Source organism: Micromonospora sp. BL1 (assembly GCF_003667485.1).
Lineage (GTDB): Bacteria > Actinomycetota > Actinomycetes > Mycobacteriales > Micromonosporaceae > Micromonospora > Micromonospora tulbaghiae.
Genome location: NZ_RCVK01000229.1, coordinates 17,713 through 34,440 on the forward strand (window position 1 = coordinate 17,713; position 16,728 = coordinate 34,440).

The following is a 16,728-nucleotide window of genomic DNA, read 5'->3' on the forward strand; positions in this document are numbered from 1 at the left end:
CGTACGAGAAAACGGGGCCGGGTGTTCACGCTCGGCCTCACGCTCGGCCTCGCCGGCCTGATGTCCACAGCGGTGTTCGTCCAGCCGCCGGAGCCGGCGCCGCGCACCGCCGCGGCCTCGGAGGACCTCGTCCGCGACACCGAGGCCGAGGCGCTGGTGGCCGCCAGGGCACTCAACCAGCCGGTCGAGGTGCTGGCGCACCGCACGGAGTACCGCGACGTCTTCGCGCAGCCGGACGGCACGCTCATCGCCAACGGCCACACCCAGCCGGTCCGGGTCACCCAGGGAGACGCCTGGGTGCCCGCGGACTCGACCCTGGTGGTCCAGCCCGACGGCTCGTACGGCCCGGCGGCCGCGCTGCTCGGCATGCAGCTCTCCCAGGGCGGCACCGCGCCGCTGATGGTGGTCACCCGGGATCAGAAGAGCATGACCCTGACCTGGCCGCACGGGCCGCTTCCCGCTCCCGTGGTCGAGGAGAGCAAGGCGACCTACCCGAACGTGTTCCAGGATGTCGACCTGGTCACGAACGTCACCGTCGAGGGCTTCTCGCACGTACTGGTGGTCAAGACGCCGGAGGCGGCCGATCTGCCGGAGCTCCAGAATCTCCGGCTCGGGGTCGCCGCGGTGGGTCTGACCATCGAGGAGACGGCCGAGGGCGGCGTGGTGGCCCTGGACCCGGTCACCAACAACCCGGTCCTGGAGGCGGACGCGCCGACCATGTGGGACAGCGGAAGCCAGGAGGGGGGCGATGCGGCCGCGGCGCGGTCGCTGGACACCTCGTCCACCGACCCGGGCGCCGCGTCGGCCGAGGGACCGGGCGACACGTCGGAGGTGGCTCCGGTCGGCCTCGACTACTCGGACAACACCCTCACCCTCACCCCGGACCGGTCCATGCTGACCGATCCGGAGGCCTCGTTCCCGCTGTACATCGACCCGGTCTGGCAGAGCAGCACCAACAGCGCCTGGGCGATGGTGGACAGCGGCTACCCCAACGAGGAGTACTGGAAGTTCGACGGCAAGCGGCACGAACGGATCGGCCTCTGCCCCAGTTCCTGCAACAACTCGAAGGTCAAGCGCCTGTTCTACCGGCTCGCCACGCCTTACTCGGGCAAGACGATCCTGGAGGCCACCTTCCGGGTCACCCTGCAGCACGTCTACAACTCGACCGCCCGGGCGGCGGCGCTCTACCTGATGCCGGCCGGGATCACCTCCTCCACCAACTGGAGCAACCAGCCCGGCGGCTCGGGCTGGTCCGGGGCGACGCACCTCGCCACCAGCTCACCGACCAAGACGCAGGCCACCTGTACCTCCACCAACCAGAACACGGAGTGGAACGCGAAGGCCGCGGTGCAGCAGGCAGTGACCAAGGGCTGGAGCAACGTGACCCTCGGCCTGCGGTCGGTCAGTGAGAGCGACTCGACGCACACCAAGCGGTTCTGCGACAACGGCGTCCTCTCGGTCCGCTACAACCGGGCGCCGGTGATCGCCAACCTCAACGAACTCACCATGTCCCCCGGCGGGCAGTGTGTCTACGGCTCCGGCGCGCCCTACGTGGACGTGCCGCCGCGGCTGAACGCGGTGCTGCGGGACCCGGACCACTCCTCGGCCCACACCGAGCAGATCAAGGCCGAGTTCAAGGTGACCTGGACGCCGGCCGGCGGGACGTTGCAGACGCGCTCGTACACCACTCCGCTGAAGGCCAGCGGATCGGTCTTCTCGTACACGGTCCCGAGTGACATCGCGCAGAACGTCCCCATCTCCTGGGAGGTGCGGGCCAGCGACAACACCAGCTGGGGTCCGTGGAGCAGTGAGGGCTCGCGCAACGTCTGTCAGTTCCTCTACGACAAGACCAGCCCCAGCGCGCCCGACGTCGACTCCGCCGTGTACCTGCCGCAGGACGCGGCCGACAACGGGACGGCGAGCGCGTCGAACTGCATCGAGAGCGACGAGTGGCTGGGTTCGATCGGTGTACCCGGCAACTTCGTCTTCGACTCCGCGGCCACGGACGTGGTGGAGTACCGGTACGGCTTCAACACCAACCCGGCGCCGGGCGTGAACGTGCTTCGGCCCACCACCGACGGCGGGCCGGTCACCCTGCCGAACTGGTACCCGGACAAGGAGGGCCCGCGGACGATCAACGTCCAGGCCGTCGACCGGGCCGGCCGGTCGAGCAGCATCGCCTCGTGCACGTTCCGGGTGGGCAAGCGACCGCCGACCGCCCAGTGGTCGCTCGGCGAGGTCGCGGGCGAGGACGGTGCCAGCGACGGGCTCGGTGACAACGACGCGACGGCTGGAAGTGGCGTCACGTTCGGGGTCGAGGGTCCGGGTGGGACGTCCGACACCGCCGCCCGGTTCGACGGTACGGCCAACGCCCACCTCACGACCAGCAAGCCGGTCCTGACCGACACGTCGGCGAGCTTCGCCGTCACCGGCTGGTTCAAGGTCGACGATGCCGGCCGCCGGCAGGTGGCGGTCAGCCAGGACGGCACCGGTGAGCCCGGGTTCGCGCTGGGGGTCGAGGGAGGAACCTGGTTCTTCCGGATGCCGGTCAACGACGTCAACTCGCTGGGCCGCTGGCAGGTGGACGGTGCGGCGGCCACCACGGGTTGGACGTACGTGTCCGCCATCTTCGACGGTGCGAAGAAGGAGATGTCGCTCCAGGTCGGGAACAACGCCCCGCGCGTCGCCCAGCGCAGGTCGCTGACCAAGTCGCGCGGTCCGCTCCAGATCGGCCGTGTGCTCACCAAGAGCGGTTACGCCGACAACTGGGGAGGGGCGATGGCGGACGTCTCGGTCTTCGACCGGCTGATCATCGCCGACGAGGTCACCGGTCTGCAGAAGACCGCTCCGAGCCGTAAGGCGTACTGGCGGTTGAACGCGGAGACCAACAAGGTCAGCCCCGAGGAGCGCGGCGGAGCGGGACTCACCCTGGGCGCCGGCGCGACGGTCTTCAAGCACCCGGTCCTGTCCCTGCTCGGCGGTGGTCACCTCGCGCTGACCGGTGGCGCGGACAGCTACGCCAGCACGTCGACCAACGCGGACATGGCGGGCAGTTTCTCGATCAGCGCCCGGGTCAAGCTGACCAGCAACTGTGCGGGTACGCCGATGACGGTCTTCTCGCAGAAGGGCACCAACGGCAGTTCGGTCGTCGTGCGCTGCAACGACGCCGGGCAGTGGGAACTGGCGATGGCGAGCACCGACACGGTCGCGCCGGAGTGGACCAGGAAGGCGACCGACGAGGCGCCGAAGCTGGTCGGCAAGGGTGACCACCTGACCCTCGTCTACAACGGCTACGCCCGCGAAGTGACCCTGTACGTCAACGGGTCCTTCACCGAGGCGATCCAGTTGGTGTCGCCGTTCGTCGCCACCGGCGGGGTGCAACTCGGCCGCGCCTGGCTCGACGGCGCCTTCAAGGAGCACCTGTCCGGTGCCATCGACGACGTCCGGGTCTACGACGGCGTCGCCGACAAGGTCCTGATCGAGAAGCTCAACGTCCAGGTCCGCGAACAACTCTCGCTCTGACGTGACAGGCGGTGGGGCCGCCCGCTCCCGGGCGGCCCCACCGGCACGCGAGACCTTTCCCCGTTCTTCTTCCGCAACCCCTGGAGGGGTGATGTTCTCCCGACTCCTGGTCCGGTCCGGCGGCTTCGTCCGCCACACCGTACGACCGGTTTCCTGGGCGATGGCCGGTGTCATGGCCGCCGGCTTCATCCAGATCGCGACCCCACCCGCCTCGGCCGAGGCGAAGCCGAACCGTCCGTCGACCTCGGACGCGTCCAAGGTCCTGCCCAAGCGCGACCCGCTGCCGGCCAAGCCGAAGGCGGCCAACCCGGCGGTGGCTGCCGCCTCGACCGCCCCGGCGAAGGTCACCTGGCCCGCCGCCGGCGCCGCGGACGTCACCGTGCCGGCGCCCGGGGCCGGCCGCTCCAAGGCTCCGGCGGCCAGCGCCAAGATCGGTGGCCTGCCGGTCGCGGTGTCGGCCGCACCCGCCGCCGCGTCCGCTGCGGCGGACCCGGCCCGTCCGGCGGCCTCCGCTCCCGGCAAGGTACGCATCGAGGTGCTCGACCGGAAGGCCTCGGAGAAGGCCAAGGTCGACGGCCCGATCGTCCGGCTGAAGCGGGCCGACGGCCAGGCCGCTGCCGGGAACGTCCGCCTCGACCTCGGCTACGGCGGGGTCGCCGGTGCGTTCGGTGGCGACTTCGGCGCCCGGCTGCGGCTGGTCCGCCTGCCCGAGTGTGCGCTGACCACGCCGGAGAAGGCCCAGTGTGCCCCGGTTCCGCTGCCGACGACGAACGACAGCGCCGCCGAGACGCTCTCCGCCGAGGCGGGCACCGGTGCGCTCTTCGCCATGACCGCCACCGACTCCTCCTCGCAGGGCGACTACGGCGCCACGAAGCTGTCCCCGTCGTCCAAGTGGTCGGTGGCCCCCTCCACGGGTGGCTTCTCCTGGAGCTACCCGCTGCGGAGCCCGCCGGTGCCGGGTGGTGGTGCGCCGCCGATCGCGCTGGCCTACTCGTCGCAGTCGGTCGACGGCCGGACCGCGACGACCAACAACCAGGGCTCGTGGATCGGTGAGGGCTTCAACTACGAGCCCGGGCACATCGAGCGCCGGTACAAGCCCTGCTCGGACGACGGACACGACCAGTACGCCGACCAGTGCTGGGCGTACGACAACGCGACCATCCTGCTCAACGGCAAGTCGACGGAACTGGTCAAGACCGGTGACACCTGGCGGTTCGGGACCGACGACGGCTCGAAGGTCGAGCGGCTCACCGGCGCAGTGAACGGTGACAACGACGGCGAGTACTGGCGGGTCACCACCACCGACGGCACCCAGTACCACTTCGGCCTGAACCGGCTCCCCGGCTGGACCTCCGGCAAGGAGGAGACCGGCTCGACCTGGACCGTGCCGATCTACGGCGACGACTCGGGCGAGCCCTGCTACAACGCGACGTTCACGTCGGCGTACTGCGACCAGGCGTGGCGCTGGAGCCTCGACTACGTCAAGGACCGCTACGGCAACGTCACCTCGTACTTCTACGAGAAGGAGATCAACTACTACGCCCGGGGCAAGAAGACCGACGTCAACGGTGTTCCGTACGTCCGGGGCGGCTGGCTCAAGCGGGTCGACTACGGCCAGCGGCACGAGGCCGTCTACACGACCAACGCCCCCGCCCGGGTGCGCTTCGAGACCAAGGAACGGTGCCTGCCGTCCGGCAACGTCGACTGCGACCCGCAGGATCTGAACAACACCACCGCGCCCTACTGGCCGGATGTGCCGTTCGACCGGAACTGCGCCAAGGACACCAAGTGCAAGCTCGACCAGATCACCCCGACGTTCTGGACCCGGGCCCGGTTGACCGGCATCACCACCGAGATCCGCGAGGGCACCGGCTGGACGCCGGTGGACAACTGGAAGCTCGACCACCTGCTCACCGACAACGGTGACGGCTCGCGGACCCTCTGGCTCCACAAGATCACCCACACCGGTCTCTACGGGCCGGGCGCCGACATCGCCATGCCGTCGGTCGAACTGGGTGGCCTGCAGCTGCCCAACCGGATCGACCGCGACGGCGACAACATCGCCCCGCTGGTCCGCTTCCGGCTGGCGACCGTGTGGAACGACGCCGGCGGTCAGATCGACGTCAACTACGCCACCCCGGACTGCACCAAGAGCACGCTGCCCACGCCGGGCAACAGCACCAGGCGCTGCTACCCGGTGAAGTGGAACCCGCTCGGCAGCGGCGACCCGATCACCGACTGGTTCCACAAGTACGTGGTCGAGCAGGTCGTCGAGACCGACCGCACCGGCGGGGCGCCGGACATGGTGACCCGCTACCAGTACCTGGACGGGGCGGCCTGGCGGCACGCCGACCCGGACGGCATCTCCGACCCGAAGGACCTGACCTGGAGCGACTGGCGCGGTTACGGCCGCGTGATCGTCACGGCCGGCGACGGTCAGGTCCAGACGACCAAGACGGAGTACCGCTACCTGCGCGGCATGCACGGCGACAAGGATCCGGACGGCGGCACGCGTACCGTCAGCGTCGCCGACTCGACCGGCGGGAGCCACACCGACCACAACGAGTTCTCCGGCCACCAGTTGGAGAGCATCGTCTACGACGGCGCCAACGCGGTCAGCAAGAGCATCGCCGTGCCGTGGCGGCACAACACCGCGACGGAGACCCACAGCTGGGGCAGCAAGAAGGCATGGTTCATCAACACCACCACCGCCCGGAGCCTGGTCGCCCTGGCCGCCGGCGGGTGGCGGGAGACGAAGCAGACCTCGACCTTCGAGACCAGCTTCGGCCGGGTGACCGAGACCGAGAACGAGGGTGACGTGGCGGTCACCGGCGACGAGGCATGCAGCCGGACCACGTACGCCGACAACGCGACCGCCCACTTGTACAGCCTGGTGTCGCGGGTCGAGTCGGTGTCCGTGGCGTGCTCGGCCACCCCGGACCGCAGCAAGCAGGTCATCTCCGACACCCGGACGCTCTACGACGGCAAGGCGTTCGGCGTCGCGCCGACGCTGGGCAACCCGACGCGGACCGAGCGGCTGAAGAGCCACAACGGCACGACGGCCACCTACATCCGCGCGTCGGAGGGCACGTTCGACGCGTACGGCCGGCCCTTGACCGCCGTCGACGCGCTGGGCCGGGTCACGAAGACCGTGTACACGGACACCAACGGCCTGACCACCAAGGTCAAGGAGACCAACCCGCTGCAGTTCGTCACCACCACCGACTACGCCCCGGCGTGGGGTGTGCCGGTCGGACAGGTGGACCAGAACGGCCTCAAGAGCGTCCTGGAGTACGACGCCCTGGGCCGGCTGGCGAAGGTCTGGATGCCGGACCGGACGGGCGCCAGCGGCCTGGAGCCGAGCATCCGCTACAGCTACCTGGTCCGCACCGACAAGCCGGTCGCCATCAAGACCGAGCGGCGGCAGAACGACGGCTCCTACAGCGTCGAGTACAAGCTGCACGACGGCCTGCTCCGGCCCCGCCAGGTGCAGTCGGAGGGCCCGGACGGCACCCGTACCGTGGCCGACACCTTCTACACCGGCACCGGCCAGCTGGCGAAGACGTACGCGACGTACACGGTGGCAGGCACGCCCACCGACGTGATCTACCCGGCCGTCAACGGTGACGTCAACGGCCAGACGCTGTACGTCTACGACGGCGCGGACCGGGTCAAGGCGGAGATCTTCGCGGTCGCGGGCAACGAGAAGTGGCGCACCACGACCACCTACGGCGGCGACCGCGTTTCGGTCGACCCGCCGGCCGGCGGCACCCCGACGACCTCGATCACGAACGCCCTGGGCAAGACCACCGAACTGCGGCAGTACAAGGGCAGCGGTCCGACGGGCGACTTCGACAGGACCGAGTACACCTACACGCACGCCGGGCAGCTGAAGACGGTCAAGGACCCGGCCGGCAACGTCTGGTCCCACGAGTACGACCAGCTGGGCCGCAAGACGAAGTCGACCGACCCGGACGCCGGCGCGTCGACGTTCGGCTACGACGACCTGGACCGGCTCACCAGCACCACGAACGCCCTCAACCAGACGATCAGCACGAAGTACGACGAGATCGGCCGGAAGATCGCCGTCTACAAGGGGGCCGCCGACACCGGGGAGCTGCTGAGCAGCTGGACGTACGACCTGGAGATGCTCGGTGAGCTCTCCTCGACGAGCCGCTGGATCGAGGGGCACGAGTACGCCACGTACTTCTCGATCTACGACGAGTTCTACCGGCCGCACGCCACGTACTACTCCGTGCCCGAGCACGCCGGTGCCGAACTGGCCGGCTTCTACACCTTCGGCACGGAGTACAACCGGGACGGCAGCGTCCAGTCGGTGAGCATGTCGGACGGCGGTGGGCTGCCGTTCGAGACGGTCGCCTACACCTACGACGATCTTGAGCGCCTGACCGCGACGACCGGTGACGCCCCCTACCTGACCGACGTCGAGTACGCCAGCACCGGCGAGGTGCTGCAGACCGAGGCCCGGGTGGGTACCCGGAAGGTCTGGTCGACCTACGAGTACGAGCAGGGCTCCAAGCGGCTCACCCGGCAACGGCTGGACCGCGAGTCGGCCCCGGTCGTGGACATCGACGCCCGCTACACGTACGACCAGTCCGGCAACATCCTGCGGATCGCCAACAACCCGTCCGGCACGCAGGACACGCAGTGCTTCACGTACGACTACCTGCGCCGGATGGAGCGGGCCTGGACGTCGGCGAGCACCGCGACCGACCCGTGCGCCGGTGGGCCCGCGGTCACCGGGGTGGGCGGTGTGGCCCCTTACCACCACGCCTACACCTTCGACGTCACGGGCAACCGCAAGACCGAGGTCCAGTACGGGACCAACGGCACTCCGCTCATCGAGCGCAGCTACACCTATCCGGCCGCCGGTCAGGCGCAGCCGCACACGCTGAGCCAGATGACGGAGAAGACTCCGCAGGGCGACCGGCTGTACTCGTACGAGTACGACGCGGCCGGCAACACGAAGAAGCGGACGAGAACCGGCGAGGACCAGACCCTGGTCTGGGACGCCGAGGGCAACCTCGAGTCGGTCACCGAAGCCGGCAAGAAGACCAGCTTCCTCTATGACGTCGACGGCTCCCGGATGCTCCGCAAGGAGCCGGCCTCGACCACGCTCTACCTGCCGGGCATGGAGATCCGGCTGAACCACCAGACCCGGTCCACCGACGCCACCCGGTACTACTCGCTTCCGGGCGGGGCGAGCCTGGTCCGCAAGGTGGACGGCCTCCGGTACGTCGCGAACGACCACCACGGCACCGGCCAGGCAGTGGTGGACCAGAGCGGCGCTGTCACGCACCGGCGGATGACCCCGTACGGCGAGAACCGGGGTGCCTCGCCAGGTCAGTGGCCGACGGAGAAGGGCTTCGTCAACGGGAACATCGATTCCACGACAGGCCTGGTCAACATCGGCGCGCGGGAGTACGACACGATCACCGGCCGGTTCATCTCGGTCGACCCGATCATCGACGTCAATGACCCGCAGCAGATGAACGGGTACGCGTACGCCAACAACAACCCGATCTCGTTCTCCGACCCGGACGGCCTCAAGGCCTGTTCCGACGACGCCTGCGGGCCGGGCGCCGACTACGAGGACATGTACGGCACCTACCACAAGGTCAAGGGCCACAACGACGGGTGCGGTGGTTGCTCGGGCGCGTACGACCCGGACGAGCCCACGATCAACGTCCACAACAACCCGCGGGCATCAGCGGAGGAGCGGGCCGCGGCCGCGCGGGCGGCGGCGGAGAAGGAAAGGCAGCGGCGGATCGCCGCGGCCAAGGCGAAGATGCTCAACGCCGCCAAGGCCCTGGCGAAGATCCTGATGGACGAGTTGGGTATCACCGATGCCCTGGACTGCTTCCTCAAGGGCGACATGGGCGGCTGCCTGGCCACAGCAGTCAACGTCGCGGGCGCGGCGATCGGCGGTGCGCTGGGCAAGCTGGCCGTCAGATACGGCGCTCCATGGAAGTGGAAGAAACTCGCCAACCTGACCAGCCGGGTCAAGGGTCTGCTCGGCGACCTGGTCGGCAGCGCCAAGGCATTCATCAAGTGCAAGAACAGCTTCGTGCCCGGCACGTTGGTGGTGATGGCCGACGGGTCGCGCAAGCCGATCGAGGACGTCAAGACCGGCGACATGGTGTTGGTGACCGATCCGGTGACCGGCAAGACGACGATCAAGCCGGTGGTGGCGACCATCATCGGTCAGGGCAGCAAGAACCTGGTTGAGGTCACCATCGATCCTGACGGTGACAGCGGCAACGCCACGGAGCGCGTAGTCGCCACCGACAACCACCCGTTCTGGGTGCCCGGCCTCGACGAGTGGGTCGACGCCGCCGATCTGCGGGCTGGTCAGTGGCTGCGCACCTCGGCCGGCACCCACGTGCAGATCAGCGCGACCCGGCAGTGGACGGAGCCGGCACAGGTCCACAACCTCACGATCGACGACATCCACACGTACTATGTGGTCGCCGGCAACACTCCGGTGCTCGTGCACAACTGCGGTGAGTCTCTGGATTTCGCGCACGGGACGACGACCGAGTTCGCTGAGTCCATTCAGAACAACGGCCTGAGTTCTGAAGCCGCACGTGAGTTCACCGCGGGAGGGAGCCTCAACCAGCCCGGCAACTTCTTCACCTACAAGGTAGATGGGGGTGGAGATCCGAACCTGAATATCGCCGCACAGCGGGGTGTGGACAAGGCTGGCGGGCGGTCGGGGGCTTCAGTGATCATTACTCGAATGTGCAAGTGTACGTATGAGCGCTTGAAAGCCCAGGGACATATCACGACACGCACTGTGGGTGAGGGTATGCCGGAAGAGCACATCTTCGGGCCGGGCGCCCTGAAGCATCTAGAGGTCGTGGCAAACCTCACGCTGTAAGGAATGATTGGAAAGGTGGCTGGGACACGGTTATGGGCTATGACTGGACAAAAGTTGATCCGGCCAGTATCAAGACCGTGTCTTGGCCACCTTCCCGGCCGGTTTCGACTGTCAGGGAGGAAACAGACTTCGACCTGGAGACGCTCGATGAGCTCCCTGCAGCTCAATTGAGAGAAGGCCTTGATGCGTTGCAGCCGGCACTTCGGAGTGCGGTCGTCGATGCTCGCTTCGAGGTGGGCGGAGACGGAAGGCTGCTGTGTGTTTTAGAGTGCGACGTCTCTCTGCCGGTGTCCGAGCGTGTCAATGCGGCCTCGGTGCTATGGCGTAGCGTCGATGAAAGGCTTGCTCGACTCTGGCGGATCGGGGAATTGCCCCGAGCGAGTTATCCCGAGTTCATGCGGCAGCGCCGTGATTTGGTTCGGCGACTCCCTGTCGAGCTGCGGACTCTCTGGATGTGTCTCTCCCTGGTGCGGCTTGAACCGTTGCTGGCGGCATCAACCGCCCATGTCAGTGTGGCTTCGCGTCTGATCGATATCCTCGATCGTGGATCGCCAATGCGGTTCGTGGAAGAGACGCGAGCCGCCATCGAAGCCTTGCCGGCGGCGCTGTCTCCACCGGCGGGTCTGAGCATGCGTGCCGGAGAGGCTGCCGGTCGGGTTGTTCGGAGGGCCCGGGAGGGCTTCGATACTCAGGCTATCAACGCCATGGCTGCAGTGACCGAGGAGGTTCTCACGGTGCTGCTCCTCATCGATGGCGAGCGAGTGCACTCGGCTGGAAAGTCAATCGCGAGGCAAGAAGATCGGACCTGGTGGCAGGATCTCGAGGATCTACTGGGCAGCGGTGTCGACGCCCGCGAACATCTCGCGGAGAGGGCGGTCGGGCAGGCCGCAAACCTGGCATCCTGCCTCGGAGCGAGTTGAAACCTGCTTTTAGCCCCGCTCGGCGTCCCTCCGGCAATCGAGAGGATAAGGGGCCGTGCTGCCGCAGCTTAGAAGTGTGAAAGGAGTTCGACTGTTCCCGAGGGTTCAGGCGTGTTGGAAGTCCTGCCCGGGATCGGCCTCGATCGTGCTCGGTTCGGGGAGAGACGTTCCAGTCATCGTGAGCGGCTCGGAAGATACAAGGCCTTTGAGCGAGTGCCGGGCGCGGGGCTGACGGACATCTATGCAGATGGAATGATCATGCTGTCCTACGACGAGCTGGACCGCCTGGTCTTCATAGAGATCGGAGGCGAAACGGCCGTGTCACTTGGTGGAACTCAATTAACGGGAAGGCCTCTCACGGCTGTGCTGGAGGAGCTGACTCAGCGCGGTTTCCCGGTTGAGTTCGACGGCGACTCATCGTATGCAATCTCCTCAACCGGAGTTGAGCTCTTCGCGAGCTCTACGGATGACGCTGATGAACCGGCTGGGGGAGTTTCGATAGCGCCAACCGGGCGACAGTGAAGTGCGGAGTCGCGCGCCCCGTTGCGGTCAGATGCTGAGCAGGGCGCAGATGCGGTGCCCACGCCTATCCACCACAGCAATTGATCGATGACCGTCATGAAGGGTCAGGAGAATCCACTGACCACCCCGGCCATCGCCGGAGCGTAGGTCAGGAACCCGTGCCCGCCGTCAACGGATCCAGGGGCTAGGCACGACGGTCAGCGATCCGGCCCGTCGCCGGACTCGGCGAACTGCTTGAGGTTCAGCAACTGCCGGCGGGCCATCACCAGGTCGCCGAGGCATCCGCCGAGGGCGATCACCGGGTTCGTCCGCATCACCACCTTGAGCAGCAGGCGGGTGGTGTTCCCGGCGTCCGGCACCAGGACGTACGAGAGCACCGCGCCCATGATCTCGCCGGTGAGGTGGTGCCCCGGCTCGACCGCGAGGATCCGGCCCCGCCGCCGCCCGCCGGCAGTCGTGAACGCCTCGCCCACCACCGGCTCGGGAAGGTTCACCAACCGTTGCGGTGAACGGCGGCCGAGATTGTCGATCCAGTCGTACGAGTACGGCGCGAGCCGGATCTGGGCGACCCACCGCCACACGGCGGAAGGTGGCGCGTCCACGCTCACCCCGCGCCACGCCCGCAGGTTGGGCGCGGGAACGAAGTCGTCGCACGGGTACCGGCGACGTGTCTCGTCGTCGGAGACACCCCACCGGTCACCGAGCATCGGCCCGGCCCAGCACCAGCGTGGTCCGCAGGTCGAGCACCACGGTGCCGCCGAAGTCGTCGACCAGCCGGTCCAGCGCGGCGATCCCGCGTCGTTGCTGGTCCGGTGTGCGGGACAGGTACGGCCCGAACGTGCGCATCAGCGCCAGGTACCGCTCCTTGTTCAGCGACAGTTCCCGCCGGAACACCTCGCGGCGTACGTCGTCGAACTGCCCGCTGTCGAGGACGTCCCGGTGGAACCAGTCGACGGGCCGCTCCCGGACGGTGGGGTCGACGGATCGCAGTGCGGCCCGGACGGCGGCCTGCTGGTCGGCGTCGGCGTAGTCGTAGCGGTGCCCGAAGACGGCGAGCGTGCCGCCAGGTGCCAGGGCGCGCCGGGCCAGGGCGTTGCGGGTGGCGGCGTCCAGCCAGTGCCAGGCCATCGCGCAGGCGAGCACGTCCACCCCGCCGGTGGGCGGCGACCATCGCTCGAACGTCGTCGCCTCGACGCGGGCGTCCGGGAACCGCTCGGCCAGCCGGGCCGCCATCAGTGCGTCCGGCTCCACGCAGGTCAGTGGCGCGCCGAGGCGGACCAGCACCTCGGTGCCCTTGCCGGTGCCCGCGCCGACCTCGGCCACCGACGCCGGTGCCCCGCCGTGGTAGGCGCGTATCGACTCGGCGATCTCCGGCGGATATCCGGGCCGGGCGCGCTCGTACAGGTCGGCCACCGTGCCGAAGAGCTCCATCACCAGCACGATACGGCTCCGACCGGTTCCCGACCGGCCGCGAGGAAGCCGGCGTCCGCCTCTCCAGCCCACTCCACGGGTACGCCGCACCTCCCGCCACGTGATCGACAGTGCCGGCGAACCCCGGCCGGCGTCCGGGGCGTACACCCTGGTGGTGGGCCCGTCTGGGGCCGCGACCGGGCGGGTCAGGCCGGCATTGCGGTGAGGCCGGCCCTGCGTTTTCGGGGTGGTGTTCGGGCGTGCTAACGTCGCGTCCCGTTGTCAGTGAGCGCCGCTAGCTCAACTGGCAGAGCAGCGGACTCTTAATCCGCGGGTTCGGGGTTCGAGTCCCTGGCGGCGCACCAACGAGCAAGGCCCTGACCAGGCGTTCCGCGCCGGTCGGGGCCTTCTTCGCGTGTGGGTCCGCCGCTGGTCCGCGGAGACGCTCACCCGCTCCGGAAGCTGCGCCGGTACGCCTGCGGGCTGGTGCCGGTGACCCGCCGGAAGCGGTCCCGGAAAGCGGTGACGGAGCCGAATCCGACCTGCGTCGCCACCCGGTCCACCGGATGCGCCGTGGTCTCCAGCAGGTGCTGGGCCTGGTGGACGCGGACCCGGTGCAGCCACCGCAGCGGGGTGGTACCCACCTGGTCCCGGAACCGGCGGTTCAGGGTGCGGACGCTCATGCCGGCGTGACGGGCGATGTCGGCCAGCGCCAGGTCCCGTCCCGCGTTCTGGCGCATCCAGGTCAGCAACGGCTCCAGTGTGGTTCCGTCGGGGGCGGGCGGTTCGTGTGCGATGAACTGCGCCTGCCCGCCCGCGCGTTCCAGCGGCATCACGGACAGCCTCGCCGCGTCGGCGGCGACGGCGGCACCGTGGTCGGTTCGGATCAGATGCAGACACAGGTCGAGCCCGGCGGCGGCGCCGGCCGAGGTCAGGATCTGGCCGTTGTCGACGTACAGGACGTTCGGGTCCACCTGGACCCGTGGGTACCGGGCGGCGAGCTGCGCGGCGGCGACCCAGTGGGTGGTGGCGCGCCGCCCGTCGAGCAGGCCCGCGGCGGCCAGTGTGAACGCCCCGCCGCAGATCGAGGCGATCCGGGTGCCGCGGGCCTCGGCGGCACGCAGCGCGTCCAGGACCGGGGCGGGCGCCGCCGCCCCCGGGTCGGTCACCCCGGGCACGATGACGGTGTCGGCATCGGCCAGGACGTCCAGGCGCCACGGTACGGCGATGTCGAACACGCCGGTGGTCACCGTCGGCCGTTCGGCGCAGACGACGACGCGGTAGCCGGGACGGCCGCCGGGCAGGCGGGTGCGGTCGAAGACCTCGATCGGGGTGGCCAGATCGAACGGTACGACGGTGTCGAGGGCGAGCACGGCCACGGTGTGCATGGGGAGATCCAAGCAGTCAGGACCCGGCGGTCACCGGTCGGCCCGCGTCGGGCACCCGCCGGGTGAGGCGGTGGTACAGGTCGGCGACGGACGGGCCGCCGGCGAAACACCAGAGGGCGATCACCGGGTCGCAGAGGGCGCAGCCGAACGACGAGTCGTGCAGTGACGGGATGATCGGGGTGCCGCGACGGTGGTGCAGGACGTCCCAGACGGTGTGCAGGAGCCAGCCCACACCGATGAAGGTGTACGAGGTGAGCCCGGCGTAGCCCACCGCCACCAGCAGGGCGCAGAACGCCAGCTCCCACAGGCCGAATCCACCGCCGCTGAGGTAGGCGGCCCCCGCGCCGGTGACCACGAGTGCGTTGAGGCGCCGTCGGTGCGGTTCGGGCACCACGGAGTTGAGCCCGACGTAGACCAGCCCGATCACCATCGGCATGACATAGCGAAGCATGATCCCAGTCCTGTCCCGGTCCGCGGAAGCGTGTCGGAAAGGCAGCCTAGGCAGGCCGGACGTGGGGGACGAGAGGCGAAACTGCCGGGGTCCGACGGATTCCGGCCACGCCGATCAGCCCCGGGTCGCCCTGTCTGCCCGGGGTGGTGGGGGGCGTGCTAACGTCTCGTCCCGTTGTCAGCGAGCGCCGCTAGCTCAACTGGCAGAGCAGCGGACTCTTAATCCGCGGGTTCGGGGTTCGAGTCCCTGGCGGCGCACCAACGATCAAGGCCCTGACCTGGTGTTTACTACCAGGTCGGGGCTTTTTCGCGTCTACCGGCGGCTGGTGGTGGCTCGGTGGGTGCTCGGGAGCCGGTGGACCGGGTAGCTCTGGTGGGACGCGGCGGGGTGCTCCGGGACGCCAGGCGGTGGCTGCTGCGCGCGGGGTGGTCGGGTGGCCGGGGTTGGGGCTGTCGGTGGTTCTCGGTCGGCTCGTGGTGGTTCCCGCTTTGGCTCGTGGTAGGTCGGAGATGGGCTTGGTGCCGGGGATAGGCCGATCGTGGTGGGGTGCGGTTTGCCGGTTCTGGGTCTTTCGTCATCGGCTCTTCGGCTGATTTGGTGAACAGCGATCATGGAAAACGTCTCACAAAACCCGTTTTGAGGGTGCGGGAGTTCCTACACGGCGCTTCTGCGGCGCTAGGTCGTCGGGATGGTGGGGCGTCGGCGGGGTGGGAGATCATCGTTGGGTGGCCGGCGATCGTGAGCTGACGCCTCGGCGGTGGCGGATCCTGTCGTTTCTGGCGTTGCACGAGATAGCGATCACGAGTGACGTCCGATGGTGGCGGGAGTGCCGCGGTTGACCGCGCACCGGGACCTCGCCTGGCTGCACGTCGCTGGGCTGGTGGGCCGGGAGCGGTCGGCGGAGGACCAGGCGCATGCCTGGTGGTATCGGATCACGGGGGAGGGCACAGACCTGCTCGGCCGTGACCTCGTCTCGTCGGGGCGGCCGGTGCCGTTGCGTCTAGGTCAGCGGGGCTGCCGTGCGGCGCACTACCTGCTGTTCCTGCCGCTGCTAAAGGCTTCGCGCCAGAATCCGGGCCGGTATGGGTTGTTCCGGTGGTTGACGACGTTGGACACGTCGGTATGGCTGCGGGAGCGGGGCCTGGCGCACCTACGTGCTGACGGGTACGGGGTGTGGCTTGAAGACGGCCGGTGCGTGCGGTTCCTGGTCCACGTCGATCCCGGCCCCGCCGGCGAGGTGATCGCGGAACGCGAGCGGTCGACCGCCGGGCTCGGCGCTGTTCTGGCTGACTATTGGCGTGCCGACCCGGTCGTGTCGGTCGGCGTGGTGCTGGTCATCGCCCACGACGCCGCCCGGGAAGCAAACCTGCTCGCTGACCTGGTGAGCTAGCCGCTGAAGGCGCCAGTCGCGGTGACCACCCTCGGCCCGCTTCACCGACACTGGCCACGCGAGAGTGTGTGGAGGGTCCCGGCGGCGGGCACCGCACGTCACCGGTTGATCGACCTCCCTCCTTCGGTCGAAGCTAGGCCCGAAAACCCGAAGGTAGGCAGACCGCGTAAGCGAATGCCGTGCGAGCCGCCATGGGCCCGACAGCCCGAGGAGCAGGTTGACCG

General features: G+C 68.8%; 9 protein-coding genes and 2 tRNA genes. 7 read left to right on the plus strand and 4 right to left on the minus strand.

Annotation, left to right across the window (positions count from 1 at the left end; genetic code table 11):
• The first annotated feature begins 60 nt into the window (after positions 1–60).
• From EAD96_RS14180 to EAD96_RS30845, 4 genes are all read left to right on the plus strand, one after another.
• Positions 61–3,522 (plus strand): LamG-like jellyroll fold domain-containing protein, encoded by a 3,462-nt coding sequence (locus EAD96_RS14180; protein ID WP_199733169.1) that lies wholly within the window; start codon positions 61–63, stop codon positions 3,520–3,522.
• A 91-nt stretch (positions 3,523–3,613) separates the two neighbouring features.
• Positions 3,614–10,423, plus strand: coding sequence for a polymorphic toxin-type HINT domain-containing protein (locus EAD96_RS14185; protein ID WP_233585755.1), 6,810 nt, complete (start codon positions 3,614–3,616; stop codon positions 10,421–10,423).
• Positions 10,424–10,455: 32 nt separating this feature from the next.
• Positions 10,456–11,343, plus strand: coding sequence for a hypothetical protein (locus tag EAD96_RS30840; protein WP_147457873.1), 888 nt, complete (start codon positions 10,456–10,458; stop codon positions 11,341–11,343).
• Between the two features lie 111 nt (positions 11,344–11,454).
• Positions 11,455–11,865, plus strand: coding sequence for a hypothetical protein (locus tag EAD96_RS30845; RefSeq protein WP_147457874.1), 411 nt, complete (start codon positions 11,455–11,457; stop codon positions 11,863–11,865).
• 197 nt (positions 11,866–12,062) lie between these two features.
• On the opposite strand, the gene EAD96_RS14195 is transcribed toward EAD96_RS30845, so the two are convergent.
• Both EAD96_RS14195 and EAD96_RS14200 read right to left on the minus strand, forming a co-directional pair.
• Positions 12,063–12,572, minus strand: a complete 510-nt coding sequence (locus EAD96_RS14195; RefSeq protein ID WP_121684587.1) for an SRPBCC family protein — start codon at positions 12,570–12,572, stop codon at positions 12,063–12,065.
• Positions 12,562–13,296 (minus strand): trans-aconitate 2-methyltransferase, encoded by a 735-nt coding sequence (locus tag EAD96_RS14200; RefSeq protein WP_147457875.1) that lies wholly within the window; start codon positions 13,294–13,296, stop codon positions 12,562–12,564. Before EAD96_RS14200 ends, EAD96_RS14195 begins: the two co-directional genes overlap by 11 nt.
• A 268-nt stretch (positions 13,297–13,564) precedes the next feature.
• Between EAD96_RS14200 and EAD96_RS14205 the strand changes: the two genes are divergently transcribed.
• Positions 13,565–13,640 (plus strand) — tRNA-Lys (locus EAD96_RS14205).
• 81 nt (positions 13,641–13,721) lie between these two features.
• Here the strand turns inward: EAD96_RS14205 and EAD96_RS14210 are convergent.
• Positions 13,722–14,663 carry a GlxA family transcriptional regulator gene (locus EAD96_RS14210; RefSeq protein WP_121684589.1) on the minus strand — a complete coding sequence of 314 codons (942 nt, stop codon included), beginning with the start codon at positions 14,661–14,663 and terminating at the stop codon, positions 13,722–13,724.
• A gap of 16 nt (positions 14,664–14,679) precedes the next feature.
• Entirely contained in the window at positions 14,680–15,114 is a 435-nt protein-coding gene (locus tag EAD96_RS14215; RefSeq protein ID WP_121684590.1) for a DUF6010 family protein, read from the minus strand.
• 184 nt (positions 15,115–15,298) lie between these two features.
• Here EAD96_RS14215 and EAD96_RS14220 point away from each other — a divergent pair.
• Positions 15,299–15,374, plus strand: a tRNA-Lys gene (locus EAD96_RS14220).
• A gap of 575 nt (positions 15,375–15,949) precedes the next feature.
• The gene (locus tag EAD96_RS31195; protein ID WP_233585756.1) at positions 15,950–16,504 is read left to right on the plus strand and encodes a hypothetical protein; all 555 of its coding nucleotides are present in this window, start codon (positions 15,950–15,952) and stop codon (positions 16,502–16,504) included.
• Positions 16,505–16,728: the final 224 nt, after the last annotated feature.

What these genes read in the sequence shown, in the direction of transcription:
- EAD96_RS30840 (WP_147457873.1), top strand. Translation starts at nt 10,456, where the DNA reads ATGGGCTATGACTGGACAAAAGTTGATCCGGCCAGTATCAAGACCGTG.
- EAD96_RS14215 (WP_121684590.1), bottom strand. Translation starts at nt 15,114, where the DNA reads ATGCTTCGCTATGTCATGCCGATGGTGATCGGGCTGGTCTACGTCGGG.
- EAD96_RS14180 (WP_199733169.1), top strand. Translation starts at nt 61, where the DNA reads ATGTCCACAGCGGTGTTCGTCCAGCCGCCGGAGCCGGCGCCGCGCACC.
- EAD96_RS14195 (WP_121684587.1), bottom strand. Translation starts at nt 12,572, where the DNA reads ATGCTCGGTGACCGGTGGGGTGTCTCCGACGACGAGACACGTCGCCGG.
- EAD96_RS14210 (WP_121684589.1), bottom strand. Translation starts at nt 14,663, where the DNA reads ATGCACACCGTGGCCGTGCTCGCCCTCGACACCGTCGTACCGTTCGAT.
- EAD96_RS14185 (WP_233585755.1), top strand. Translation starts at nt 3,614, where the DNA reads ATGTTCTCCCGACTCCTGGTCCGGTCCGGCGGCTTCGTCCGCCACACC.
- EAD96_RS14200 (WP_147457875.1), bottom strand. Translation starts at nt 13,296, where the DNA reads ATGGAGCTCTTCGGCACGGTGGCCGACCTGTACGAGCGCGCCCGGCCC.